This window comes from Pseudomonas sp. CVAP#3 (genome assembly GCF_018986375.1).
Classification (GTDB): domain Bacteria; phylum Pseudomonadota; class Gammaproteobacteria; order Pseudomonadales; family Pseudomonadaceae; genus Aquipseudomonas; species Aquipseudomonas helvetica.
On the sequence record NZ_JAHMSC010000003.1, the window covers coordinates 442,893 to 467,129 of the forward strand.

14 protein-coding genes are annotated in these 24,237 nt (G+C 57.8%); 7 read left to right on the forward strand and 7 right to left on the reverse strand.

Annotated elements, in window-relative coordinates:
- Nucleotides 1–3: 3 nt before the first annotated feature.
- Nucleotides 4–3,051, reverse strand: a complete 3,048-nt coding sequence (locus tag KRR23_RS08190) for a hypothetical protein (RefSeq protein ID WP_216742071.1) — start codon at nt 3,049–3,051, stop codon at nt 4–6.
- Nucleotides 3,052–3,518: 467 nt separating this feature from the next.
- On the opposite strand from KRR23_RS08190, the gene KRR23_RS08195 reads away from it, so the two are divergent.
- Nucleotides 3,519–3,908 (forward strand): DUF6124 family protein, encoded by a 390-nt coding sequence (locus KRR23_RS08195; protein WP_216742072.1) that lies wholly within the window; start codon nt 3,519–3,521, stop codon nt 3,906–3,908.
- Between the two features lie 249 nt (nt 3,909–4,157).
- Here the strand turns inward: KRR23_RS08195 and KRR23_RS08200 are convergent, their stop codons facing one another.
- The 3 genes from KRR23_RS08200 to KRR23_RS08210 form a co-directional block, all read right to left on the reverse strand.
- Nucleotides 4,158–4,517, reverse strand: coding sequence for a PilZ domain-containing protein (locus KRR23_RS08200; RefSeq protein ID WP_216742126.1), 360 nt, complete (start codon nt 4,515–4,517; stop codon nt 4,158–4,160).
- Between the two features lie 433 nt (nt 4,518–4,950).
- Nucleotides 4,951–5,325, reverse strand: a complete 375-nt coding sequence (locus KRR23_RS08205) for a tol-pal system YbgF family protein (RefSeq protein ID WP_103315042.1) — start codon at nt 5,323–5,325, stop codon at nt 4,951–4,953.
- Nucleotides 5,326–5,452: 127 nt separating this feature from the next.
- Nucleotides 5,453–5,749, reverse strand: coding sequence for an Ig-like domain-containing protein (locus tag KRR23_RS08210; protein ID WP_216742073.1), 297 nt, complete (start codon nt 5,747–5,749; stop codon nt 5,453–5,455).
- 247 nt (nt 5,750–5,996) lie between these two features.
- Here KRR23_RS08210 and pyk point away from each other — a divergent pair, with 247 nt between their 5' ends.
- Both pyk and KRR23_RS08220 read left to right on the forward strand, forming a co-directional pair.
- Complete coding sequence (gene pyk, locus KRR23_RS08215; protein ID WP_216742074.1) at nt 5,997–7,448, forward strand: pyruvate kinase; 1,452 nt, start codon at nt 5,997–5,999, stop codon at nt 7,446–7,448.
- Nucleotides 7,449–7,702: 254 nt separating this feature from the next.
- Nucleotides 7,703–9,019 (forward strand): delta-60 repeat domain-containing protein, encoded by a 1,317-nt coding sequence (locus KRR23_RS08220; protein WP_216742075.1) that lies wholly within the window; start codon nt 7,703–7,705, stop codon nt 9,017–9,019.
- A gap of 65 nt (nt 9,020–9,084) precedes the next feature.
- On the opposite strand, the gene KRR23_RS08225 is transcribed toward KRR23_RS08220, so the two are convergent.
- Genes KRR23_RS08225 through KRR23_RS08235 form a run of 3 tightly spaced genes read right to left on the reverse strand, consistent with a single transcriptional unit; the run spans nt 9,085 to nt 11,897 of the window.
- The gene (locus KRR23_RS08225; RefSeq protein ID WP_216742076.1) at nt 9,085–9,834 is read right to left on the reverse strand and encodes an enoyl-CoA hydratase-related protein; all 750 of its coding nucleotides are present in this window, start codon (nt 9,832–9,834) and stop codon (nt 9,085–9,087) included.
- 28 nt (nt 9,835–9,862) lie between these two features.
- Nucleotides 9,863–10,798, reverse strand: coding sequence for an iron-sulfur-binding ferredoxin reductase (locus tag KRR23_RS08230; RefSeq protein WP_216742077.1), 936 nt, complete (start codon nt 10,796–10,798; stop codon nt 9,863–9,865).
- Nucleotides 10,791–11,897, reverse strand: coding sequence for a diguanylate cyclase (locus KRR23_RS08235; RefSeq protein ID WP_216742078.1), 1,107 nt, complete (start codon nt 11,895–11,897; stop codon nt 10,791–10,793). The genes KRR23_RS08230 and KRR23_RS08235 overlap by 8 nt, the downstream gene beginning before the upstream one ends.
- A 508-nt stretch (nt 11,898–12,405) precedes the next feature.
- Here KRR23_RS08235 and KRR23_RS08240 point away from each other — a divergent pair.
- The 4 genes from KRR23_RS08240 to KRR23_RS08255 all read left to right on the forward strand — a co-directional run bounded on the left by KRR23_RS08240 (nt 12,406) and on the right by KRR23_RS08255 (nt 24,162).
- The gene (locus KRR23_RS08240; RefSeq protein ID WP_216742079.1) at nt 12,406–13,929 is read left to right on the forward strand and encodes a fumarate hydratase; all 1,524 of its coding nucleotides are present in this window, start codon (nt 12,406–12,408) and stop codon (nt 13,927–13,929) included.
- 236 nt (nt 13,930–14,165) lie between these two features.
- Nucleotides 14,166–18,701, forward strand: a complete 4,536-nt coding sequence (locus tag KRR23_RS08245) for a SpvB/TcaC N-terminal domain-containing protein (protein ID WP_216742080.1) — start codon at nt 14,166–14,168, stop codon at nt 18,699–18,701.
- Nucleotides 18,698–21,412, forward strand: a complete 2,715-nt coding sequence (locus KRR23_RS08250) for an RHS repeat-associated core domain-containing protein (RefSeq protein WP_216742081.1) — start codon at nt 18,698–18,700, stop codon at nt 21,410–21,412. Before KRR23_RS08245 ends, KRR23_RS08250 begins: the two co-directional genes overlap by 4 nt.
- Before the next feature lie 17 nt (nt 21,413–21,429).
- The gene (locus tag KRR23_RS08255) at nt 21,430–24,162 is read left to right on the forward strand and encodes an RHS repeat-associated core domain-containing protein (protein WP_216742082.1); all 2,733 of its coding nucleotides are present in this window, start codon (nt 21,430–21,432) and stop codon (nt 24,160–24,162) included.
- The last annotated feature ends 75 nt before the right edge of the window (nt 24,163–24,237 follow it).

Genomic DNA, 24,237 nt, shown 5'->3' on the forward strand with positions numbered 1-24,237 from the left:
CGGTTACTCAGACGAAGGCTTCGGCGATTCAACCTCGAAGCGTGCGCTTTCGGCCCGGCGAGATGACTCCGTTCCACCCGCAAGGCGTTGCTGAAAGCAGACCCAATACCCCCCCCGCCTCAGCTCCACTTGAGCCGTGGCCTGCCAATCTGCCTCAGTGATCACGATGTCTCTGGCCAGTTTCAGTTCAGGGTTAAACCAGGCAAACAGCTTACCCATACCGTCCAGGCCTTTGCCTTCGAACGCCACCGGATCAGTGACCCAGCAGCCCTCTGCCGGCACATTGATCAGTGGCTGATAAGCGCCCAAGCGAATCAGCCGTTCAGGTGACGGGGCAGAAGCGAAGCCATCGCGCGATTGCACAGCGATCAATTTATGAATGCCGCCCGGACGGGCGAGCGTGATCCGTATCGACCAGCTCCGGTCAGCAAGAACCTGGACTTGCCCCAGCGCCGTTTGCGGAGCATCGGCGAGCGCCACCGTGACCGTATCGCCCGTATTGTCCGTATAACCAAACCCGGAACACACCACCTCGTCCTGTACGAATTCGTCAGGGGCCGGGGTTTCCATGAACGGCGCATTCGGCACCACGTTACAGGTCAGCGGGGGGCTGTCTTTTGACGTCTGCTGCTCAACGGTTTGCGTGGCCTGGATGACTATTTCGCCGACCAAAAACAACATCACCGGACCTTCCCAGTGACCGTTTTCGTCAACGAGAATATCGTGAAGCAGAGGTACCGGATTGCCTTGGCGCCATACCGAAACCCGGGCACCGGGCAGGCCTTGGCCTGAAATGATCGAGGTGCGCGGTAGATCGCCTCCTGGCTGCGGCACCTCGAACGTTGGCGGCAACAGCACCACCCTGAACGTGCACACCTCGCTACGCTCCGACTCCCGCACGCTGTTGCTCTGCGTCGCGTCAATGCTGTATCGACGAAACGCCAGTCGCTCATCGAGAGCTACTGACCAAGGGCCGTCAGCGCTTAGAAGCCTGGAACCCAATATTGAGCTGTTTTGAGCGTCCCGGATCTTCACCGTGGCGCACTTCACCCCGTTGTCACCTTTAACGATCAGGTCAGGGCCCACCTCTTCGTCTTTACCTGGCTCAGGTGATGTGATGTCCAGTTTAGGGAGCGGGATAGTGAACATCTCGCTCGCCGATTCCGACGTTTGCGAGTCGAACGTCTGGGTCACGGTGACTGTATGAGTGACATCGTGGGCAAAGTGATCGGTACGTTGAAAGGTCCAGGTGCCGGAGGCTCCGGAAGGATTGTGCACCGTGGCGCTGTCGCTGTATGTCAGATTGACCACGGCCCCAGGCCAGCAGGTGCCGGTGATGATCGGCGACGATCCATCGTCGGTAATAGTGATCTCTGGTGCCAACAGTGGGATGGTCACCAAGATTTCTACCCAGCCGACGGACCACCGATCATTCAGGCCTTGCCTGATATGGACCTTGCGCTTGGTCGTAGGTCCCCACACTTGCGAAGCGGTGCTTGACCATCCGCCACCCACTACCTCGACATTCGGTGCAGCGGTTGCACCGCCCTCAAACGCGATGACAACGGTGGCCCCGGTATAGCCCTTTCCAGAGAAGGTTGGCGTGTAGTCCACTACCGTGTAGGTCACGTCGGTCGGGCTCGCCACTTCCCAAGTACGGTCGAACCGATAGTCCTGCGACAGGATCCAGCCACTGGGTTTGTCCGGAACTTTTTGTATCGCTGACAGGACATAGCTGCCCGGCACCCAGCCCGTGACAGTCACCTCCCACGCATCTTTTTTCACTTCGCTGGTGAGTAAAACTGCTTCGCCCGGCCCACTGACTTTAGTGATCTCAACCGTGGCACCGGTGTAACCGGATCCTGAGAATTTGACTTGCTCATTGGGGAGTGGCGTTACGGTGACGGCCAGCTTGGCAGGACGGACTTTGAAACTCTGAACTTTACTTACCCCAGAAGGCCCGCCATTAAGCACTTGCTCCGCGACAACGGAAAAGGGGCCTGGAATCATATCCCTGATTAGAGTCCTCAGCGTCCAAAGCCCACCAGCCTCCACGGGGCATTGCCCTAGTATGAAACTTGAATCAAAATCTTTGCGCACCTTGATGGTGGCTCCAGCAATGCCACGAGAGCCTGAAATCGACTCTCGCAGATCGACAATACTATTTGGACTCGGGGAAGTGATAATGGGCTCAGAAGCTGGGAGAGTATAGGTACGAGAAGACTTAGTGAGGTTACCCAATGTATGTCGGGCGTAGATGGTTACCGAAATATATGTATAGGTGAAATCAACGCTAACTTCCCAGGATCCATCGCCCTTAACGACGCCGCGCCCCCACTCAAAAGAGCCGGATTGATTAACAATTTGAATAACTGCGCCAGGCAAACCGTTATTTCCACGAATAGTGACCACTTGGTTAGCGAGCGACGCTTGCTCAGCAGGAAGCAAAATATCGGGTGCTCGAATACATTCAATCGTTAGAGGACTAGAATACCGAACAGCATGCTCCGGAATTTTTTCCTCAATAACAACTTGATAACGACCTGACCTTATATGCGCATGCAGAGTTTTGCTCCAAGAGCCACTGGAAGAAAAAGTAGAGCTCATTTCTCGAGCCGTAATATGCTCCACGACCCGAAGCGCACCAAAGCGCCCCTCTACGCCTCTAACAGAATTGATAGTTTGATCATAGGTGGTAATCCTGGGTTTACTGGCAACAAAAATATATTTTCTTCTTGACGGAGATTGCTGCTCATAATAATTCCACCATGTAACGTAAAAACCCTGCCCCTGCGGGAAATTTGTATTTTCTTTAATATTCCACCGAACGCCTTTATACCACTCACCTTCAGATATCCACTCAAAATAATCAGGACCAAAATACTGGATCCACACCTGATGTTCGCCATCCGATTGCGGAACATTAAATACAATGCTAGCGACTGTATCGAAGAGTTCTTCACTTTCATAACGTTGAATTTGCAGAGGATCGAGGGCGATAGTTGATCCAACATCGCCCTCTTCTAATGCACTTTCCTTATCGTTTGACATAACCCACACCTTTCGCGTCGCCTGCCGTTGAATGATCCACAGCTTTCTTTCTACGTCGCGCGCTGGGCATTTTCTACCTGTAAAAACTGACAGTCCCGACGAACGGCAACCCTGCTTACCTCATTACTCTCCCGTGTTTTCAACGCCTCAGTCAGCGGCTACACCTCCTTGCGCAGCGCCCTACAGTTACGCCAGAATCCGCCGGCTTGTGCACCTTGGCCCTGGCTTCTATTGTTCCCGTGTCGCTGCCCATCAGCGATCGGGTTTAGTCGCTCGGACGTTGTACGAAGGTGCACTGCGCTCCAGATGGTCAGGTATTCCCTATCCCTGAACTCTATGGTGGCTGTGCGCAGGGCGCCCTCGGGCGCGCCGGTTTTCGTACTCCGTCCGGTCGACTAACCTGCGTTCAGCCGCCACCCATTCGTTTAGTCGCGAGGCGGTGGCAGCTCCACCACGGAGTAATAAATATGTTCAAAGCCACACCGAATCCCCCCGAACACGACAACGTCTCCCCCTACGATTCCCCCGACTCGAAAAAGCTCCACGCCGCCGCGCACAAGGCGCTGGATCACTACCTCAAACCCGGCACCGGCAACCCGCGCGACTATGAACGGCGTTCGCTGAAGTTCTTCGCCGTGCTCCCCGACATCAACAACGAAGCCTTGATGGCCTACACCTACGAGACCTTCTGCTCGGTGAGCACGTTGATCCTCGACCTGTCCGACGACCTGGAAGACAAGCACCGCAACCTGGCGCTGGCGATCCATCAGTTGACCGAGCACGGGTTGTTGTTGGTCGAGAAGGCGCTGGACAACGAGTACCCGATCCAGCCAATCGAGTACGGGCTGCAGTTGTAAGCGTTTTGGGTGGCGACTGACTTCCCGGCCGCCACCCAAAAAACACCACCGCAAAACCTTGAGACACCTCCGTAGCAGCTGTCGAGCCTGCGAGGCGGCGTTCGGCTGCGAAGCAGTCGTGAAATCAGGCGACGCGTTTGTTCTGGAAAACCGCGTACGCAGGGTTGGCGAGGACTGCGTCCTCGAACGCAGCCTCGCGGGCTCGGCAGCTGCTACGGGGGCGGTGTTTAGTGAATGTGCGCAGAAGGATCAGACCGACGCCGGCATCGGGTAAAAGCTGAAGTACTGGTGCAAGGCACTCACCAGTTGCCCGTATTCAGGCGGTGCCCGTTGCACCTCGAAACCGGCGTCGTAGTGGTGGGGGGTGGCGTCTTCACGGCACCACAGGCAACGGGCACGCAGGTCGATGACCTGCAAGACACCTTCGCTGGCAGGGATTTTCAAGCGCAGGTCAAACGCTGCGCCGACCATCATCGGCAGCGGGCAAATGAGCATCAGGCCATCATCCGTGACATTGCCGATAAAGCCGACAGGCTTGTCGGTGACACTGTTGAACACTCTCAGAAAACACGGCAGTTGATGCCGCTCGATCCGGCGGTCAGTGAACAGGCTGTTTATCACGATGGAAAGCCCCCTGAGCAGGGTCGTACTGATACTTCGGAACGTGCCTGCCAGACAGGAGCGCTCTCCCCGATTCCGGTGCGAACGTCACCGCCGCCGGTCACAGGTATCAACGTGATTTAGGTTGAACATTCTAAAACGCGCTAATCGAAGATTAGCTCAAGGCGGGCACACACACCCTGATGCTCGTCAGTTAACGAATATCTATCGACTGGTGATCAATTGTGGCGAGGGAGCTTGCTCCCGCTCGACCGCGAAGCGGTCGTAATCCGGTAATCGCGTTCCATCTGAATATTCGCGGTGGCTGATTTTAGGGTCGCTTCGCCCGAGCGCGGACCGACCCGCGGGAGCAAGCTCCCTCGCCACAGGTTTTGCGTTCGGCACGCTTGTCTCTTGGCTGACGGGGATCAGGCACATACCATTACAGAGGCGCGGGCATACTTTTGGCGCTGCTGCGCGGTGGGTACCAACCCAGCGACTGCAAGGTTTCCAGCCGCGCTCGGGCGCGGTACGCGTACTCGTTGTCCGGGTACTGGGCGATGATGAACTGGTAGGTCTGGGCCGCGTCGACGTAGAGCTTCTGACGTTCCAGGCACTGGCCGCGCAGCATCGACACTTCCGGCTGTATATAGCGCCGCGCCCGGCTGTTGCGATCGACCTGGGACAATTCGAGCATCGCGTCCTCGCAATTGCCTCGGTCATAAGCGCGGTAGGCGTTGTTCAAATGATGGTCCATCGACCAACGGGTGCAGCCCGTGGCACTGAGGGCAAGGGCGGCAATGAGCACGAATCGCATGGGGGTTCTCCTGTCTTGTGCTCTGTATCGACCCGTTGGTGAAAATCTTCAATAACCGGATCAGGTGAAAAAAGCCCACTGAACCGCCAAGGCTCAGTAGGCTTTTGAACACAGGAAAATGTGCCGGTCAGATGACCGTAAATGTTCGAACCGATGACCAAGGCGAAACGACACCGTTATGAGTCTGGCGTGCCTGAATCTTATGCACACCTTTTGGCAGGTCTTGATCAAAAGTACCTGACCAATGACCGCCCTTTGACGTGATGAGTTTCAAATGCAACTGGTTTTGGTCGCCTGCCTCGGCAATGGTAACGACGGCACCTGGCTCAGCGGTTCCCGCTACCGTGACCTTGTTTTTCACTGTTGCGCCCTCTGCCGGGTCAACGATTACCGGAGCATGCAGTACCTGAGTATCCGTGGTCATAATTTTCATCTCCTTGACCCGTCACCTGTTGACGAGGTTTCAGAGCATTCAACCCCGCCCCCTAATGCCTGCCTACCTGTTAAAACTAACAGTGCCGACAAACGGAAGGTGCTTCTCAATGGACGGATCCGAAAATTTTCAGGAATGTTCGTTTCAATAAACAAACGAATAAGTAGTGCAAACGAACAATGACTACAGCATCGGACCATAGTAGCCTCACTCAGCGCTTGAACTCAGGAGTCTCTGCATGACCGTCCGTCGTACCAAAATCGTCGCTACCCTTGGCCCGGCCAGTAACTCGCCGGAAGTTCTCGAACAGCTGATTCTGGCTGGCCTGGACGTTGCCCGCTTGAACTTTTCCCACGGCACGCCCGACGAGCACAAGGCTCGCGCCAAGCTGGTGCGTGATCTCGCGGCCAAGCACGGCCGCTTCGTCGCCCTGCTGGGTGACCTGCAAGGCCCGAAAATTCGTATCGCCAAATTTGCCAACAAGCGCATCGAGCTGAAGATCGGTGATCAATTCACCTTCTCCACCAGCCATCCGCTGACCGAAGGCAACCAGCAAGTGGTCGGCATCGACTACCCGGACCTGGTCAAGGATTGCGGTGTGGGCGACGAGCTGCTGCTCGACGACGGCCGCGTGGTGATGCGCGTTGATACCGCCACCGCTACCGAACTGCATTGCACCGTGACCATCGGCGGCCCGCTGTCGGACCACAAAGGCATCAACCGTCGCGGTGGTGGCCTGACTGCCCCGGCCCTGACTGAAAAAGACAAGGCCGACATCAAGCTCGCCGCTGAAATGGAAGTCGACTACCTCGCCGTGTCCTTCCCGCGTGACGCCGCCGACATGGAATACGCCCGCAAACTGCGTGACGAGGCCGGCGGTACTGCCTGGCTGGTGGCGAAGATCGAGCGCGCCGAAGCCGTGGCCGATGACGAAACCCTCGACGGCCTGATCAAGGCCTCGGACGCCGTGATGGTCGCCCGTGGTGACCTGGGTGTGGAAATCGGCGACGCCGAGCTGGTGGGTATTCAGAAGAAGATCATCCTGCACGCACGCCGCCACAATAAAGCGGTGATCGTCGCGACCCAGATGATGGAGTCGATGATCCTGAACCCGATGCCGACCCGCGCTGAAGTGTCCGACGTAGCCAACGCCGTGCTCGACTACACCGACGCGGTGATGCTCTCGGCGGAAAGCGCCGCCGGCCAGTACCCGCTCGAAGCGGTCCAGGCCATGGCACGGATTTGCATCGGTGCTGAAAAGCACCCGACCAGCAAAACCTCCAGCCACCGCATCGGTAAAGTGTTCGAAAGCTGCGACCAGAGCATTGCCCTGGCCGCCATGTACACGGCCAACCACTTCCCGGGCGTGAAGGCGATCATCGCCTTGACCGAAAGTGGCTACACGCCGTTGATCATGTCGCGCATTCGTTCCTCGGTGCCGATCTACGCGTTCTCCCCGCACCGCGAAACCCAGGCCCGCGCGGCCATGTTCCGTGGCGTCTACACCGTACCGTTCGACCCGGCATCGTTGCCGCCCGAGCAAGTCAGCCAGGCTGCGATCGACGAGTTGCTCAAACTCGGCGTGGTCGAGAAAGGCGACTGGGTCATCCTGACCAAGGGCGACAGCTACCACACCATCGGTGGCACCAACGGCATGAAGATCCTGCACGTTGGCGACAAGATGGTCTGAGTCACCGACCGCTGAAACGCAAAAGCCCCGCAGTAAACGCTGCGGGGCTTTTTTCGTTTCAAACCAGTCAGATAGATAATTTCACCGATTGTCACCTGTCAGATCTGACAGTAGACGCCCTTCAGTTCAAACCCTTTAATCGATCTGGTCCACTGCTGCTATCGCTGTCATCAAGGCTTTCTCGCGCTTGGCGGTTGCGGCTCGTCATTGGCAGCCCTTGACGGATAACTCACTCCAATTAAAGGAATAGAACGATGAGCCAATACACAGCACTGACCGCTCGCGCCGCGGGTGATCTCGACCCAACGTTTGGTGATAAAAACGGCAAGAAGGTTCTAGCCTTCCCCAACACCAAAAGCACTACAGGCAGATGCATTGTCGAAGGTCCCGACGGCAAGATCTACGTCGGCGGTGGCGTTGACGCCCAGGGTATCGACGCAATTCAAAAGCTAGGCGTTGCCCGACTGCATAAAGATGGTTCTTCAGACGACGATTTCGGCATAAAAGATGAATCCGGTAAAGGTGGATTCGTGATCGTGACTTTTGGCCCTATGCAGGACACCCAATTGCTGCAGATCCTTTTCCTGACGGTTGGTGGTGAACCAAGAATCCTGCTGTCCGGTATCGATACGATAAAAGGCGAGGCTGTGCTTGCTCGCCTTCATCTCGACGGGCGTGTGGATGAACGCTTTGGTGTGAAAGGTCTGCTAACGGTCAAACTGCCTGAAAACCTTTCCAAAGTCCTTGGACTGGAGCCTCCATTCGTAACGACAACCGGCATCGACGCCTCGGGGCCTTGCACGGTAGCGGATGGAAAAATCTATGTGGTCACGAAAATTTACATGCCGATCTGGGTTGCCACCGTCGCGGTACTGATCCGGCTCAACAGTGACGGCTCGTTTGACACCAGCTTCAACAAGACCGGTTATGTCGCCGTTACCAATCAAGCGTTGGTTAATAGCACCCTCAGCGACGTCCTTGTGCTGAACGGAAAAATCATTGTGTGCGGAAAACTCAATGGCAATGCCATGGTGGCTTGCCTTAATGACGATGGCACTTTCAACACCGACTTCGACGAAATGGGGTTCAAACTGTTCCCCGAATCTGAACTTACGTTCGAAAAGCTCTCCCCGTATGGCAAAACAGGTGTTCTTGTCGCAGGTTGGGGGCCGAATCCACGTCATGGCGTGCTGGCCTGCCTCACCGAAAAGGGTGAACTTGAACCAACATTCAATGACGCAAAGGTACTGTTTCAATCCTTCGGAGAGGGAAGCATTGTCTTGTTTTTTGGTGTCGGGCTGGCTGATGGGAAAATCATCGTGTCAGGAAGGCTGCTGGGTAACGGCAAAAAACCCGCGTTCGTAGTAGCTCGCTTCCTGTTGGACGGAACACTGGATCACGACTTTGGCCACGGGAAAGGTTGGAGTTCTACCGAATTCGCGAACAATTACACAGTCGCCCACGCCATGGCGTTACAAGAGGATGGGAAGGTACTGGTAGCAGGCGACTGGGGGTTTTTAAGCCCCGCAGCCCTCATCGCCTGCTTCCTGAACCCCGCAGCCTCACGTTGAAATACAGTGCAGAACCGCCCCCGTAGCAGCTGTCGAGCCTGCTGCTACGGACGGACCTGCAACCTTCAGGCTCTGTTGATAAACCCCGACAACGCCGCAATCGCTTCCGGCGAGCGCAGCCGTTGGACAAACAGGTTGCCCTCCTCCTCGATCGCTTTGCGCAGCTGTTCGCGGTCCGGGGCTTTCATCAACTGCTTGCTGATGCGCACGGCTTCGGGCGCCAGTGTTTCGAAGCGCAATGCCATCTCGCGCGCCTTGGCCACTGCGGCCTCACCACTGGGCAACGCTTGGGTTGCGATGCCCCAGGCGGCAGCCTGTTCACCGCTGAAACCTTCGCCCAGCAGCAACAGCTCAGCGGCTTTAGCCTGCCCGAGCAAGCGCGGCAGGATCAGGCTCGAACCAAATTCCGGGCACAGCCCGAGGTTGACGAACGGCATGCGCAACTTCGCATCTGCGCTGATGTACACCAGGTCGCAATGCAGCAGCAGGGTGGTGCCGATGCCCACGGCGGCGCCGGCCACGGCCGCGATCACCGGCTTGCGGCATTCCAGCAGGCTGCGCATGAACTGGAACACCGGGCTGGCGAGGTCGCTCGGCGGTTCTTCGAGGAAATCGGCGATGTCGTTGCCGGCGGTGAAGCATTCGCGGGTGCCGGTGATCAGTATGGCGTTGATCTCGGGGTCGGCGTCGGCCTGTTGCAAGGCGTCCGCCAACTGGCGGTACATGGCGCGGGTCAGGGCGTTTTTCTTGTCCGGGCGGTTCAGGCGCAAGGTCAGCAGCCCGCGCTCACGTTCCAGCAGGATGGCGTTCGTCATGGTAAGTCTCGTGAAAGTGATTTCGCGTTCAACCCCGCGGCACGAAGACATCGGCCAATAGTTGATTGCGCGGCAGTCCTGCCAGGTACAGGCGCCGGGCAAAGGCGTCGACGCTGTCGGGGTGCCCGCAGAGTAAGGCCAGGGTTTGCCGGGAAACAAGGCGTAATTGCGCCAAAGCCGCCGACAGCTCAGCCGCCGTCAGCAGCTCGACGCTAAGGTTGGGACGCTGCGCCGCCAGTGCCGCCAAGGGTTTGGCCAGGTAATGCTCGCTGGCATCATGGGCCAGGTGAATCACCCGGATGGGGCCTTGATGATCCTGGCGCAATGCCTCGCGTAATACGCCAAACAACGGCGCCAATCCGGTGCCGGCCGCCAGCAGCCACAACGGCTGGGTTTGCCAGTCGGGGTCATAATGCAACGCGCCGCCGCGTAACTCGCCCAGACGAATCGGGTCGCCGATTTTCAGCAAGCGTGCCGCATCGCTGAATTCACCCGGCAAGCGGCAGTCGAGGTGAAACTCCAGAAAACGATCTTCCTGCGGCAGGCTGGCCAACGAATACGGCCGCGCCACGTTGCCGGCCCACAGCACCAGATGCTGTCCGGCCTGATAGCGCAACGGACGCTCGGGCTGCAAACGCAGGCGCAACACGCTGGCACTCAACCAGTCGACAGCTTCGACGGTGGCCGGCAAGCCGTCGCGTAGCGGATCGAACACCGCTACTTGCAGGTCATCGACGACTTCGCACTGACAGGCCAGCCGCCAGCCTTGCTCACGTTGCTCGGCGCTCAGCGCATCGGGACGTCGGTCGCTCACCTCGCCTTTGAGGCACTGCACCAGGCACGCATGGCAACTGCCGGCGCGACAGCTGTAAGGCACGTGCAGGCCGTTCTGGTTAAGCGCGTCGAGCAGGGTGCTGCCCGCTGCAACCGACCACTGAAGTTCGCCCACCTTTAGTTCAGGCATCGGCGTTTTCCCAAGCGGCAGCGCAGCGATTGCGACCGTCACGCTTGGCGCGGTACAGCGCCTGATCGGCACGCTGCAAGGCGTCATCCAGATTGTCACCCGACTCAAGCAAGGTCATGCCGGCGGACAAACTCAGGTCCCGCACGTTCAAGCCAATCAGCTCGACCTCGGTAAAGGCAATGCGCAGCCGCTCGCAGCAGGAGGTCAGGCGCTCGGGATCACAATCGGGTAGCAACAACACAAACTCCTCACCGCCATAACGCGCCAGTACATCGTCTTCACGCAGGCAGGCCGTGGCGACACCGGCGAATGCTTGCAACACCTGATCGCCGGCCGCATGACCATACCTGTCGTTGATGCGTTTGAAATGGTCGAGGTCTATCAGCGCCAGACCATGCACCATGCCCTCTTCCATGCTGCGCAGTTCGCGCGTGGTCAGGCGTAGAAAATGCCGGCGGTTGAACAGCCCCGTGAGTTCGTCGGTGGCCACCAGGTCTTCGAGTTGGCGCATCATCCCGCGCAAGGTGTCTTGATGCGCTTGCAAGGCAAAGCGCCGCTTGCGCATGCGTTGGCGTGAGGTCTGAACGTAGCCGGCATATAGCGTCAGCCAGACCAGCACGATAAACAACACGCAGACTTGCAGCGCCGCCAGCGCCGGGTCGACCGATTCGAGGTGATAACCTTCCCAGAGGTTAAGGCCCGCAAAGCTGAAAAAGACCAAGGCCGCACATCGGATGAACGCTTGGCGCGGCAGATGGAAAAGTCCGAATAACAGAATCAACAGGTAAAACACCAGGAAGGCGCCACGGGCCGAGTCCAGATGAGCGATCAACCAGGTCTGCCAGCCAAGCCCCAAGAGCACCTGAACTTCGGTCAGGCCCGGGTCGGCAAAGCGCAGATTGCGCCCAGTGAAAAACAGCGCGAACAACACCGTCTGGCTGAGTATCGCCAGCACCGTACCGATTACCGCGCTGCGCACCGACCCTTGATAGTGACCACTGAGAATCGCCAGCCACAGCAGCAATAACACCAGCGCATAGGTGCCCGTCGCCAGAATAAAGCGCTTGAGCAACAGACTCTGGAGAGCGTTATGGGTCAATCGTTGGCTCACCGTACGAAGGGGGACTGATAAGAGTGTCCTACCCTGAAATGCCAGATGCCACTTTAGTGTTGCACCTCAAGAATGACCATTCAATTTTGAGGTGATAGGCACGCACGATGCAATGCAGGCCAGGCAAACCTTTGTGGCGAGGGAGCTTGCTCCCGCTGGACTGCGAAGCAGGCCTAAAGCTTCCCACCTCGATGTCTCAGGCACACCTGGCTGGCTGGATTTGCGGCTGCTTCGCCCGAGCGCGGACCGGCCGAGCGGGAGCAAGCTCCCTCGCCACGCAAAGCGTCTTTGCCAACAGATGGGCATGCTTGACCCTATGCGACTTTGGTTTGACTGTCGGCGGGTGTGCCCGGCTTCGAGGCGCGTTATACTGCCGCGCCTTTTTAGCGTCGCGCCAGCAACCCCGGCGTGCCTTGAAAGGTGTTTGCAGTCGACCGATGCACCCCAACTGCAAGCACCTTATTGAATGTTCCCGTCTTTTAGAGGAGCGCGACTCATGACCGTGATCAAGCAAGACGACCTGATTCAGAGCGTTGCCGACGCCCTGCAGTTCATTTCCTACTACCACCCCGTGGATTTCATCCAGGCGATGCACGAGGCCTACCTGCGTGAAGAATCGCCGGCAGCCCGCGATTCGATGGCGCAGATCCTGATCAACTCGCGCATGTGTGCCACTGGCCACCGTCCGATTTGCCAGGACACCGGCATCGTCACCGTGTTTGTCCGTGTAGGCATGGACGTGCGCTGGGATGGCGCGACCATGGGCCTGGACGACATGATCAACGAAGGCGTGCGTCGCGCCTATAACCTGCCGGAAAACGTCCTGCGTGCTTCGATCCTCGCCGACCCGGCGGGCGCTCGTAAAAACACCAAGGACAACACCCCGGCGGTGATCCACTACTCGATCGTTCCGGGTAACACCGTGGAAGTCGACGTGGCAGCCAAGGGCGGCGGTTCCGAGAACAAGTCGAAAATGGCCATGCTCAACCCGTCCGACTCGATCGTTGACTGGGTGCTCAAGACCGTTCCGACCATGGGCGCTGGCTGGTGCCCACCGGGCATGCTCGGCATCGGCATCGGCGGCACCGCCGAGAAAGCTGCGGTCATGGCCAAGGAAGTGTTGATGGAATCCATCGACATTCACGAGCTGAAGGCCCGTGGCCCACAGAACCGTATCGAAGAGATGCGCCTGGAGCTGTTCGAGAAGGTCAACCAACTGGGCATCGGCGCCCAGGGCCTGGGTGGCCTGACCACCGTGCTCGACGTGAAGATCATGGATTACCCGACCCACGCCGCTTCGTTGCCGGTGTGCATGATCCCCAACTGCGCCGCCACCCGTCACGCGCACTTCGTGCTCGACGGTTCCGGCCCGGCGTCGCTGGAAGCGCCACCGCTGGACGCCTACCCGGAAATCGTCTGGGAAGCCGGCCCGTCGGCCCGTCGCGTCAACCTCGACACCCTGACACCTGAAGACGTGCAGAGCTGGAAGCCGGGCGAAACCGTCCTGCTGAACGGCAAGATGCTCACCGGTCGCGACGCTGCGCACAAACGCATGGTCGAGATGCTGAACAAGGGTGAAACCTTGCCGGTGGACCTCAAGGGTCGCTTCATCTACTACGTCGGCCCGGTCGATCCGGTGCGCGAAGAAGTGGTGGGCCCAGCCGGCCCGACTACCGCGACGCGGATGGACAAGTTCACCCGTCAGATTCTCGAGCAAACCGGCCTGCTGGGCATGATCGGCAAATCCGAACGCGGCCCGACCGCGATCGAAGCGATCAAGGACCACAAGGCGGTTTACCTGATGGCAGTCGGCGGCGCGGCTTACCTGGTGGCGCAAGCGATCAAGAAATCCCGCGTTGTGGCTTTCGCCGAACTGGGCATGGAAGCGATCTACGAGTTCGACGTCAAAGACATGCCGGTGACCGTTGCGGTCGACAGCAAGGGCGAGTCGGTGCACATCACCGGCCCAGCCATCTGGCAGAAGAAAATCAGTGAAAGCCTGGCAGTAGAAGTGCAATAAGCCTTTAACCGCTGGAAAAGAAAGCCGCACTGTTTGCAAAAACAGCGCGGCTTTTTTTCGCCTGTCATTTGCGCAAGACGCTACGAACTGACAGCGATGAAAAGCTCATTGGATAGGCCGATTCGTTCTAGAAAAACCCTTGAAACCTGTCAAGTCTGACAGGTTACGTCATGTACCCAACTTGGTAGCGTGAGCCATCCGCCCCCCCGCTCGCCAGGCTGGAACAGAATCTGACCATGGAAGATCAAGCCGCCCAAAACATCACCCCGCCTTCCATTGCCAAGAGTGCCGCGATTACCAGCATCGGCAAAAGCTGGGGCGCCATTGGCACCAGCGGTAAGGCTTCCTTCGAGCTACCGTTGCCGATCTCGCCGGGACGCGGCTTTGATCCGGCACTCGGGCTGAGTTACGACAGCCAGGCGGGCAATGGCCCGTTTGGCCTCGGCTGGCGCTTGACCGTCAACGCCATCACGCGCCAGACCAGCAAAGGCGTACCTCGCTACCTCGCAGACGATGTCATCGTGGGGCCCAGCGGTGATGAATGGATGCCCGAACGCGATCTGGCCAGGCACATCCAGTCCCGCCCCGAAGATCACTACAACGGTGAACCTGTCGGCAAGCACTCGGTGGTCCGTTACTGGCCTCGGGTCGAAGGCGCCTTCGATCGGATCGAGCTCTGGCAATCGAGCACCAAGCTTAACCAGCCGCCTTTCTGGCTGGTACACGGGGCCGACGGCAGTCTGCACATTTATGGCAAGAGCGAGGCTTCGCGGCGCGCCGATCCGAACGACGGGTTACGGGTTGGCGTCTGGTTGCTGCTTGAAAGCAAGAGCGCCCATGGCGAACACATCGTCTATGAGTACAAACCTGAAGACCCGCTCAACGATCAGCTCCACGATTACCGGACCCAGCGTTATCTGCGGCGAGTGTGTTACGGCAACGTCAACGCCAGCGAGCATCTGTACGCCTGGACCGTGGAAAACCCGGCGGCACTGGATTGGCACTTTCACCTGGTGTTCGACTACGGCGAACGCACGACGGAGTGGGACAAGAAACCCGTCTTTGGCGAACCGTTTCCACAACCGGACGATGACATCGGCGAGTGGCTGATTCGCCCCGACTCGTTCTTTTCCTATGGCTATGGCTTCGAATTGAGCACCCGCCGCCTGTGCCGGCAGGTTTTGATGTTTCACCACTTCCCCGATGAACTGGGGCCAAAGCCTGCGCTGGTCAAACGCCTGTTGCTGGACTATCACCCAGAGCCGGCGTTCTACAGCCAGCTGTGCGCCGCGCACTATCAAGCTTTTGACGCCCGTGGTGCAGTGGAAAACATGCCGCCCATGGAGTTCGGCTACTCGCCATTCGAAATCAACACCCAGTCGACACCGTTCTTCCCCTTCGAACACATGCCCGGTATTCAGGACGGGCAACACCATCAAAGTATCGACCTGTATGGTGAGGGTGTACCGGGTTTTCTCTGCCAATACGACCGGAGCTGGTACTACCGAGAACCGATGCGAGGGCCGAACCATCCCGATGAAATCATCTACGGTCCGTGGCAGGTATTGCCGACCCTCCCGGTTGCCGATGGCAGCAAACCGGTGAAGCAGTCGCTTAACGACCTGACCGGTGATGGCTTTTTCGACTGGGTCGTTGCACAACCGGCTTTCAGTGGTTTCTATGCCCTCAACCCTGACCGCAGCTGGTCGCCGTTCAGCCCCTTCACGTCCTTTCCTCTGGAGTTCTTCAACGCTCTGGCACAATTCGGAGACCTGACGGGCAGCGGCCTCAGTTCACTGGCGCTGATCGGTCCAAAAAGCGTACGTCTTTATCCCAGCCTTCGGGAAGACGGTTTTGGGCCCGCGAAGGACGTGCACCATGAACCGAACGGCGACAGCCTGCCATTGTTCAGCAACTCACGCAGCGAACTGGTGTTTCTGGGCCATATGCTCGGCAGCGACCTGCCGGACCTGTGCCGCATTCGTCACGACGAAATCAAATGCTGGCCGAACCTGGGCCACGGACGTTTCGGCAAAGGGTTCGTCATGGATACCTTGCCCTTCGAGTACGGGACGTTCGACGCTGCGCGGGTGCGAATCGTCGACATCGATGGTTGCGGTGCCACGTCGGTGTTTTACCTGCATTCGGATCACTTCGATATCTACCTCAATCTCGGTGGCAATCGGCTCGAGCAAATACCGATCAGCGTGGCCTGGCCCGAGGGTGTGCGCTACGACAGCCTGAGCCAGGTCAATTTCGCCGACCTGCAAGGGCTCGGTTGCGCCAGTTTGATCTTCACGCAGCCACACCCATCGCCACAGCACTGGCGTTACGACTTTGTCAGCGTGCGGCCTTACGCGCTGGTGATGACCAACAACAACATGGGTTGCTGTGGCACCGTGCGCTATCGCAGTTCGGCACAAGAGTGGCTGGATGAAAAACGACAATGGCCGGATGCCGATAAACCGCCGCCCTGCTACCTGCCGTTCCCGGTACAGGTGGTCAGCCGACAGAGCCAGCTCGACGAGATTACCGGCAACTGCCTGAATCAGTTTTTCAACTATTTTCATGGTTATTACGACAGCCATGACCGCGAGTTCCGTGGCTTTGGCCTGCTGCACCAGACCGACAGCGAAACCAGCCCGGAGGAAGGCGAAACGACGTTTAGCGCACCGGCACTGACCCGTACCTGGTTCCATATCGGACGTCTGGTCGACTTGCCTCGCGCGGGATATTTCGACGGCGACAGTGACGCCTGCCCCTTGGGGCCAACGCTGATCAGTCACTACCACGAAAATGACAATGCCGATGAACTCTTCAAGCCGGTCGACAAGGACACGCTGCATGAAATTGCCCGGGCACTGAGTGGCTCGGTGCTGCGCGTGGAGGTCTTCGGGCTACAGAAAGACCGCGTCGCGGCCATGCCCTACTCGGTGGAGCAGTCACGTTATCTGGTGCGAGAACTCAGGCCCATGGCCCCGCACCATCCCCATGCGATCGTCCTGCCGTTGCTGGCCGAGAAAATCAGCTACCAATATGAACGCTGCGTTGATGATCCGTTGTGCCGTCATGAAATCACGCTGCAGTGGGACCGTTTCGGCACGCCTGTTCACGCGTTGACCGTCAGCTATGCACGGCGCAAAACCAAAAAGGATGAACCTCCCTTTGCAGATCCCGATAAGGCTCAATGGTGGCTGGATGCCCACGATGAAGCTCAACAGCGTTATTACCTGAGCGAGTCGCGTGCCGAGTTCATTCACCTGGACGAGCTGCAAGGCTGGCGATTGGGACTACCGTGGCGCCAGCGCCTCAACGCACTTGAGCTGCCCAAAGGCTCGCTCCCTACCGGCCTCAATCCCCAAGAAGTGTCGTATGAATGCTTGAGAAAATCCCACATGTGGAAGGAATGGAACGCGTTGCGGCAGTTGAGCCAATTGTCGCGACAAAGCTATCTGTCTGCAGACGGCAGCCCGTTGCCAGACGGCAGCGCCCGGATCCAGGCGTTGGCGGGCCCCCTGGAGCGGGCGGAATATGACAGGACGGCTCTGAACGCTTATGAAACCTTGCCTGCGCCGTTCGACATCAGAGAGGAACTTCGCAACATCGGCTTCAAACCCATGCCGTTGTTCCTGCCTTATTCACCAAAAATCGATCTGAACCAGGAACTGTGGTCCGGGAAGCATGGCTTTTCCTGTTACGCCGACCTCGACGGCTTCTACAAGGTGCTGCAATTCAATGCGACCGCCAGTCACGGCGAGACCACGATCAGCTACGACCCCTATCGCTTGCTGACCACGGCAGTTGAGTTGCCAGACGGCTGCATCACACACGCCGAATACGACTACCACGCACTCCAGCCAAAACGCGTCATCGATGCCAACGAAAATACTCGGGAAGCGATCTACGAACCCTCCGGGCAACCGCTGGCGACGAGTTTATTTGGCACTGAATACGGCGCGAACGTCGGTTTCGATCCCCTCGATAAACACCTTCTCCCTGACGATCGAAGCCCTGGTGAAGCGATTCTGGACCCGATCGTAGCCCTGCAAAAAGCGGCCAGCGTATTACGCAAGGACTTGCTCAGCTGGATGAGCGAGCCGCCCGATACGGCTTGCCAGCGCCCTGATCAGTTAGCCCAATGGATTGCACAAGGTTACATCCTGCCGTCCCTGCACATTCGCGCCTCCGCTCGCCTGCGTCTTACCAGGCTCAAGGCCCGAACAGCGGATGAACAGACGCTGCTGGAGCTGATTCGCAGTATTGCGCGTGAACCCGTGCACAGCCTGGTGCTGACCGCCGATGACTATCCAGACGCCGAAACGGGCCAGCAAATCCAGATGCAACTGACCTGCATCGATGGCTTTGGCCGGACCTTGCAAACCAAGCAGCTGGTTGAGCCGGGGATGGCCTATGTGGTCACGCCACAAGGTGAGCTGGAACTCGACCCGGTAACCGGCAAACCGTTGGAACGTCATGCCGACCCGCGCTGGCGCGTCAGCGAACGGGTGGAATACAACAATAAGGGCTTGGTCGTGCGGGTCTATCGCCCCTACTTTGCCAACGCCTGGCGCTACATCAACGATGCATCGTTTCGCCGGTTCGGCTATCACGACCAGCAGTTTTACGACCCGCTGGGCCGGCCGGTTCAAGTCATCAGTGCCAAAGGCTATGTGTCACGCGAGACTTACCATCCGTGGTATCAGACCAGTGAGGACTTCAACGACACCGATGACTCGCAGCCCATCAAACTTCGGCACCGGAACACGCCATGAACCTTCAGGTGCATCGCCATACACCGACCCTGAAGGTCAACGACGGCCGTGGATTGCCCATCCGGCACGTCCAATACCTGCGCAAAGTCATCGAGGGCCCCGTGACGCCCCTCGTTACCCGGAAAATCCATGACTCTATCGGGCGACTGATCGCGCAATGGGACCCGCGACTGTTCGGCACCGCTGAAAAACCCAACCTATTCAGTGTCCATGGGCTTTCCGGTGAAGCATTGCAGGTCGACAGCGTTGATGCAGGTATGCGTTTGAACCTGATCGGCGTCGCCGGACAAGCGCTGCAACGCTGGGATGGCCGCGGTTGTCACTGGCAAACCGACTACGACAACCAGTTACGCGTGATCGCCCTGCACGAACAGCCGCCCGGGCAACCGCAGACTGCCGTCGAACGCAGCACCTACGCCGATCATTTGGCAAACCCGGACCACAATCTGCGCGGCCAGAAAACGACTCTGGAGGATCCGGCAGGCAGGCTCGACCTCGCAGGATTCAGCCTGCTTGGCGCGCCGTTGCGCGAAACCCGGACATTCCTCGACGGCAAAACCTGCACCACCGCGTGGCACTACAGCGCCAATGGCGCGGAGCTGACCCGGACCGATGCCGCCGGCCATCGACAGCACACACGTTTCGGCCTCGCGGGGCAGCTCAAGCAGAGTTTTCTTCAGCTAAAGGATGGCGACTCACTGCAACCGATAGTGCAGGGTTTGACCTACAACGCGTTCGCTCACATTGAAACGAAAACCGCTGGCAACGGCGTTGTCAGCACCTGGACCTATGACCCTGCCGACGGTCGCCTGACAAGCCAGACGGCCGGCGTCCCAGGCCAATCGCTGCTGCAAAACCTCAGCTATCACTATGACCGCATGGGCAACATACTGCGTATCGAAGACCACGGCTTCAAACCGGTATTCTTTGCCAACCAGCGCGTCGATGGCGACCGCGACTTTGCCTATGATTCGCTGTACCGGCTGACCAGAGCCAGTGGTCTTGAAGTGGCCGGCGCCACGCTCCAGCCGGGTCTGCCCGAATTGATCACGCCTATCGATACGGGCCGTCTCCTCAACTACACCGAGCAGTATGACTACGACCACGGTGACAACCTGACGTGGCTCTGTCACCAGCGCGAAGGCAACTGTTACACCCACCACATGCGCATCGACCCCACCAGCAATCGCGGTCTGGCCTGGAAGGAAGGCGACCCTGAGCCGGTGTTCGACGAAAGCTTCGATGCCCATGGCAATCAACGGATGTTGCAAGCAGGTCAGCCGCTGACCTGGAATCATCGCGATCAATTGAACATCGCTACCCTGATCGATCGAGGCACAGGGCTTAACGATGAAGAAACCTACGCCTACAGCCAGGGCGTACGCGTGCACAAACAGCTGACCACACAGGCCAGGTCCATCAGCCACAAATGCGACGTCTACTACCTGCCGGGACTGGAAATTCGCACCCTCAACAACACGCAAGAACTGCATGTCATCACCCTTCACGGCAACGTGCGTTACCTGCATTGGGCCTTGGGTAAACCCAAAGACATCGACAATAACCAATTGCGCTATAGCCTCGACGATCACCTGGGTTCCAGCACCCTTGAACTGGACCACGACGGCGCGGTGATCAGCCACGAGTTGTATTACCCCTTCGGCGGTACCTGCTGGTGGGCGGCGCGCTCGGTCGTGGAAGCCGATTACAAAACCATCCGTTATTCCGGCAAGGAAATGGATGTCAGCGGGCTTTATTACTATGGGCAGCGCTATTACGCACCGTGGTTGCAACGCTGGATCAGTGCCGATCCCGGTGGGGATGTGGATGGGTTGAATCTGTATCGGATGGCAGGCAATAACCCGATGTTGTATGTCGACCGGACAGGGGGCATGAAAAACGTCAGCGAGATTGTGACGGGGACCCAAGACGTCCTGAATCAAGCCGCGAACTATGCCGACGCCGTTGACAAACATGCCCACCAGTTTGACGGACTTGTTCCAGAAGGCGCCTTTACTCCTGAGGAAAAAAAAGACCTGACACTCTGGAAATTTGCACGTTCCAAGAGTGGAAAGCTTTCCTTTAGATGGGGCGCGGGAATAGGTTTAAGTGCTGGCGCAGCTATAGGCGGGCTCGTAGGAATGCTGACAGGAGGCCCAGCTGGAGCCGCTGTCGGAGGTGCTATCGGAGGTTTTTTTGGTGTACTGATCGGAGGTGCAATTGGCATTGCTGCACGTTATTTCACGTACAAGCACGGAGTCAAGGTCGCAGAGACGCTGGGAACGGACCAGATAAAGAATGCTACCCGAGGCGCCTCCAACGCCGCCAATGACCTGGCCAACGGCAAGCTTCCGGAAGCTCTTGAACAAACCCTGAACAGCATGGCAGATGAAACCATTGGCTCTTTATTAAAAGATCTGGAGCCTTTGAGTCGACTGAGGGCGATCGAGATGCTGAAGAATGGCATCACGCCATCGGAGGTGTTTGAACAGCTGAAAGACAGTGCAAAAGAGCAACTGGATCAGACACTGGAAGGTCTCAAGGATCAGGCCGCCGAGCTTGGCAACTCCGCCGCCAACCTGAGTAAAGAGGTTGCCCTGATGTTCGATGAAGCCGGCAAGGTTGTACTGCCCGAGGCCCTGGGATCTTCATCGGGTCAACGCCCTATACCCAAACCAAGGGCCCGAAAAACCCTTGAAACAACGGTATGAGACTGGGGCTCCACACGATGAACACAAATGTCCACTGGCGCACACCTGAACTGAAAGCCAACGACCCTCGCGGCTTGCCGATCCGCCAGGTGGCTTATCTGCGCAAGGTTGCCGGTGCAGAGGTGGACACACTGATCACCCGACAGCACCATGACACGCTCGGGCGCCTTGTGGAGCAATGGGACCCGCGGCTGTTCGGCAAGGCGCCCAGACCTAACCAGGCCACAGTCTATCGACTGTCAGGTGAAGCGCTCAGGGTCGACAGTGTCGACGCCGGTCAGCGCTTGAGCCTGGCCGGACTGGCCGGTGAAATTCTTCAACACTGGGATCAACGCGGTCATCACTGGCGAACCACTTACGATAACCAACTGCGCGTGGTCGCCATCGAGGAAAACGCTCAACCGAAGGTCGAAACCTTTACCTACGCCGACGCCTCTGCCGTCCCCGAGCACAATCGACGCGGCCAGATGATCGAGCAGGTCGATCGCGCAGGTGCGTTGAGTTTCAGTGGCTTCAGCCTGCACGGTCAGCCACTGAGTGAAACCCGCACCTTTCCCGACACCCAGCGCTATACCAGCCGCCGACACTGCAGCGCCCTCGGCGCGGTACTGACCCAGACCGATGCCGGCGACCATCAGCAGCACAGGCGCTACGACATTGCCGGCCAACTCAAGCAGGTCATGCTGCAACTCGATACGGCCAGTGCGCGTCAATACATCCTCAAAGACGCGCAGTACAACGCTGCCGGCCAGATCATCGAACAAAGCGCCGGCAACGGCGTGATCCACACCAGGGGCTACGACCCCGCCGGTGGCCGACTACACACCCTCAAGGCCGGAAAGCCGGGCAAAGCGTTGTGCCAAAACCTTGAGTATGTCCATGACCGCATGGGCAATGTGCTGCGTATCGACGACCACACGCTGACCACGGTGTTCTTCGCCAACCAGCGCGTCGACGGCCATCGCGAGTTTTCCTATGACTCGCTGTACCGGCTGACCTGCGCCAGTGGTTTTGAGGCCGAGAAACCCAATCTCCAGCCGGGCTTGCCAGACTTGATCACGCCCATCGACCCCGGTCACCGCTTCAACTACACCGAGCACTACCAATACGACCATGGCAACAACCTGACGACGGTGTGTCACCGCCGCGACGGCAACAACTTCACTCGCGAAATGTGCATCGATGAGCACAGCAACCGCGGCGTGCGCTGGGAAGAAGGTGATCCGGAACCGATTTTCGATGAGCTCTTCGACCCCCACGGCAACCAGTTATGGCTGCAACGCGGCCAGCCCCTGAGCTGGAATACCCGCGGCCAGCTGGCCAAAGTGACCTTGCTCACCCACAGCAACGGCCTGCCCGACGACGAAGAAACCTATCTCTATAGCCAAGGCGCGCGGGTCTACAAACACCACGTGTGGCATACCCCGTCCGCTAACCACTTCCACGACGTGCACTATCTGCCAGGGCTTGAAATCCGCACGCGTAGCGATGGCCAGCAATTGCATGTCATCAGCTTGTCGACCGGTGTGGGCAGTGTGCGTTGCCTGCACTGGGTCGTTGGAAAACCCACCGACATCGAGCCTGATCAACTGCGTTACCACCTCGGTGATCATCTGGATTCCATCGCTCTGGAGCTGGATCGCGACGGCGCAGTGATCAGCCACGAAGTGTATTACCCCTTTGGCGGTACGTGCTGGTGGGCGGCGACCTCAGAGCTTGAGGCCAATTACAAGACCATTCGATATTCGGGTAAGGAGATGGATGTCAGTGGGCTGTATTACTACGGGCTGCGTTACTACGCACCGTGGTTGCTGCATTGGATCAGTGCCGATCCGGCGGGAGATGTTGATGGGCTGAATCTATATGCGATGGTGGGCAATAATCCGATTCGCTACATCGATGCAGAGGGCTCTTTTAAAACAGAAAGCGAATTACGCGACGACATAAAGGCGTTCAGCAAAAACCTGTCCACCGCGATCAAGGTCGTGGACAAACAAAACGCATTGTTCGAACACCTCTTTGAGGATAAGGATAGAAACACAACGATCGCCAAAGTCACCACGTTCACGGTAGTGACTGGCATTGTGACCACAGTTGCAACCATTGGCGGAGGCCTGTTAGGTGGCCTGGCGGGAACGCTCACGTTGCCCGTAGCAGGCACTATAGGGGGTGCTGGTCTCGGTGCATTCGGTGCTAAAAAGGCGGCCTCTGAGGTCATGAAGAAAATTGGCAAAGAGACCCATTTGGAACCTTCGATCACTCCCAAGGCAGCGGAGCTCTCTTGGGAAAAAATCAAAGAGAAAAACACACCGACATTTACCATTGAAAATGCTAATCAAACTTACAAAAAATATGACCCGAAGACTCAGGAAGGCCAAAAGAAAGCCTTTATGAAGTTAGCAAAAAAAAATCTTAAAGAGTTCATAACATACGGTGCAAAAGAGATGATCCAGTTAGGAAAACTCTCTGAAGAGGCAAATGATGCACAAAACGGCTTAAGCCCTATGAAGATCAAGAGACTGGGCGATGAGTACGCGAAATTAAAAAGCAATGCCGAAGCAGATTTCCACCTCACGATGGAGAACTTTATCGCGTTGAAAACCAATGTTCTGTTTTCAACCGGCGGTTTGACAGAAAGTGAGAAGTTGATAACTCTCGAGGGCGTAAAAGCAGAAATGAATATATTCCGGGCCAAAGTTAATAAAGGTCGAGAATTAGCTTCCAGGTATGCACAGCGGCAGGGTTGGTAAGAGCGATCGCCTCATGCACCGCAGGCTCGGAAGGTACGCGAGACTATTACTGATACTCGGCAACGGCGTGCTATG

Bases quoted from the DNA above. Each gene is read 5' to 3' on its own strand.
- KRR23_RS08245 (WP_216742080.1), top strand. From the start codon at position 14,166: ATGGAAGATCAAGCCGCCCAAAACATCACCCCGCCTTCCATTGCCAAG.
- KRR23_RS08230 (WP_216742077.1), bottom strand. From the start codon at position 10,798: ATGCCTGAACTAAAGGTGGGCGAACTTCAGTGGTCGGTTGCAGCGGGC.
- KRR23_RS08255 (WP_216742082.1), top strand. From the start codon at position 21,430: ATGAACACAAATGTCCACTGGCGCACACCTGAACTGAAAGCCAACGAC.
- pyk (WP_216742074.1), top strand. From the start codon at position 5,997: ATGACCGTCCGTCGTACCAAAATCGTCGCTACCCTTGGCCCGGCCAGT.
- KRR23_RS08250 (WP_216742081.1), top strand. From the start codon at position 18,698: ATGAACCTTCAGGTGCATCGCCATACACCGACCCTGAAGGTCAACGAC.
- KRR23_RS08205 (WP_103315042.1), bottom strand. From the start codon at position 5,325: ATGCGATTCGTGCTCATTGCCGCCCTTGCCCTCAGTGCCACGGGCTGC.
- KRR23_RS08195 (WP_216742072.1), top strand. From the start codon at position 3,519: ATGTTCAAAGCCACACCGAATCCCCCCGAACACGACAACGTCTCCCCC.
- KRR23_RS08225 (WP_216742076.1), bottom strand. From the start codon at position 9,834: ATGACGAACGCCATCCTGCTGGAACGTGAGCGCGGGCTGCTGACCTTG.
- KRR23_RS08240 (WP_216742079.1), top strand. From the start codon at position 12,406: ATGACCGTGATCAAGCAAGACGACCTGATTCAGAGCGTTGCCGACGCC.
- KRR23_RS08190 (WP_216742071.1), bottom strand. From the start codon at position 3,051: ATGTCAAACGATAAGGAAAGTGCATTAGAAGAGGGCGATGTTGGATCA.
- KRR23_RS08220 (WP_216742075.1), top strand. From the start codon at position 7,703: ATGAGCCAATACACAGCACTGACCGCTCGCGCCGCGGGTGATCTCGAC.
- KRR23_RS08210 (WP_216742073.1), bottom strand. From the start codon at position 5,749: ATGACCACGGATACTCAGGTACTGCATGCTCCGGTAATCGTTGACCCG.